This window comes from Streptomyces sp. SPB074 (genome assembly GCF_000154905.1).
GTDB lineage: Bacteria > Actinomycetota > Actinomycetes > Streptomycetales > Streptomycetaceae > Streptomyces.
In genome coordinates this window covers 710,025-712,183 of the sequence record NZ_GG770539.1, presented here as the reverse complement: position 1 = coordinate 712,183, position 2,159 = coordinate 710,025, and the positions used below count along the sequence as shown (strand labels likewise).

2 protein-coding genes and 1 tRNA gene are annotated in these 2,159 nt (G+C 71.3%); all 3 read left to right on the top strand.

Annotation, left to right across the window (positions count from 1 at the left end; genetic code table 11):
- Positions 1 to 751, top strand: a 751-nt coding sequence (locus SSBG_RS02910; RefSeq protein WP_008744740.1) for an alkaline phosphatase family protein, incomplete at its 5' end; no start/stop codon positions are given.
- Positions 752 to 815: 64 nt separating this feature from the next.
- The gene (locus SSBG_RS02905; protein WP_008744739.1) at positions 816 to 1,862 is read left to right on the top strand and encodes a sugar phosphate isomerase/epimerase family protein; all 1,047 of its coding nucleotides are present in this window, start codon (positions 816 to 818) and stop codon (positions 1,860 to 1,862) included.
- Between the two features lie 136 nt (positions 1,863 to 1,998).
- Positions 1,999 to 2,083: transfer RNA gene (locus SSBG_RS02900), tRNA-Leu, on the top strand.
- Positions 2,084 to 2,159 lie beyond the last annotated feature (76 nt).

Genomic DNA, 2,159 nt, shown 5'->3' with positions numbered 1-2,159 from the left:
CGCCGCCGCCGCCGAACTCGACATCGCGCTCGCCCCGCTGATCGAGGACGCCCGCCGCGAGGGCCGCACCGTCGTCGCCCTGTCCGAGTACGGCATCACCAAGGCCGACCGGCCCGTGCACCTCAACCGCGCCCTGCGCGAGGCCGGGCTCCTGGAGGTGCACACCCAGGACGGCATGGAATACCTCGACCCGATGGCCTCGCGGGCCTTCGCCGTCGCCGACCACCAGATCGCCCACGTCTACGTCCGCAGGCCCGAGGACCTGGAGGCCACCCGCGCGGCGCTCGCCGGCGTCGAGGGCATCGGCGAACTCCTGGACGACGAGGGCAAGAAGGCGCACGGCATCGATCACGCCCGCGCGGGCGAGCTCGTCGCCGTCGCGGCCCCGGGCCACTGGTTCACGTACTACTACTGGCTCGACGAGGCGCGCGCCCCCGACTTCGCCCAGCTCGTGGAGATCCACCGCAAGCCCGGCTACGACCCCGTCGAACTCTTCATGGACCCCGAGGACCCCTACGTCCGCCTCAAGGCGGCCGGGGCCCTCGCGCGCAAGAAGCTCGGGATGCGCTACCGCATGGCCGTCGTCCCGCTCGACGCCGCCCCCGTCCAGGGAAGCCACGGGAGGCTGCCCGACAGCGAGGACGAGGGCCCCGTGCTGCTCAGCTCCGACCCGGCGGCGGCCACCGGACGCCTCGCGGCGACCGACGTCAAGCCGCTCCTCCTCAGACTCGCCGGTCTGGACGGGGCCTGACCCCGCCCCCACCGGCGCCACCGCACCACCACCTCACCCCTCCTTCCTCCCAGGGAGACCACGCATGAGCCGCAAGAAGACAGTGGACGAGGAACTCTCCGCCCGCCTCAGCAGAAGAGGGATGCTCGGCGTCGGCGCCGGTCTCGGCGCCGCCGCCCTCCTCGGCCTGGGCACCGGCCAGGCCGCCGCGCACGGCCACGGGCACGGCCACGGCCACGGCGGTGTCCCCGCCCTGCCCAAGGGCCGGCTCGGCATCCAGCTCTACTCGCTGCGCGACAAGGTCGCCTCGCTCGGCTTCGCCAGGGTCTTCGACGAGCTGGAGCGCTTCGGCTACGACGAGGTCGAGTACGCCGGATACACGCAGGGCACCGGCTCCCTCACCCTGCGCCAGCTCGCCCGCCTCGCCCGGGACCACGGCCTCAAGGGCATCGGCAGCCACGTCAACTACTACGACGACAACAACCCGGACGCCTACTCCTTCGCCCAGAACCTGGAACAGGTCCTCGACGACGCCCAGACCCTCGGCCTCCCGCACATCGGCACCGCCTCGGGCCCCTTCCGCTACGGCGACACGGTCGACGCCTGGAAGCGCGCCGCCGCCGACTTCAACAAGTACGGCGCCGCCGCCCGCCGCCGGGGCATGAAGTTCTACCAGCACAACCACGGCGACGAGTTCCGCTTCGCCTCCGACCAGCCGCACGTGCGCCTCTACGACGTGCTCCTCGCCGAGACCGACCCCGACCTCGTCTTCCTGGAGATGGACATCTACTGGGCCTACACCGGCCAGTTCCGCTTCTCCAAGACCCCCGACGGCAAGCCCGCCCCCTTCGAACCGCTCGACTACGTCCTCAAGCAGCCGCACCGCTACCCGCTGTTCCACGTGAAGGACGGCACGCACGACGAGCTGGCCCGCGACGGCTACGACATGACCGATGTCGGCGACGGCGACATCGACTACCTGAGCTTCCTCACCGCCGTGAACCACCGCACCCGCGACGCCCGCCGCGCCCACCACTGGCAGGTCGAGCACGACAACCCCGTGGACTCCCTCCTGTTCGCCAAGAAGTCCTCCGCCCACCTCCACTCCCTGCGCGAGAGGAAGCACCGCTGACCTGCGGCCGGGGCGACCGCGAGGCCGCCCCGGCCACCCCGCCTGACCACGCCTTATGGAGGTGAGGAGCACCCCGGGGACCTGGTAGAGTTATCGATGTCGCCGGGGGAGACCCCGGGAAAACGGCAGACACCTTGTCCGGGTGGCGGAATGGCAGACGCGCTAGCTTGAGGTGCTAGTGCCCTTTATCGGGCGTGGGGGTTCAAGTCCCCCCTCGGACACAGAGCGAAGCCCCTCAGGGAGAGATCCCGGAGGGGCTTTTCGCGTGCGCGCACGCGGTGGCGGCGAGAGGGGGTG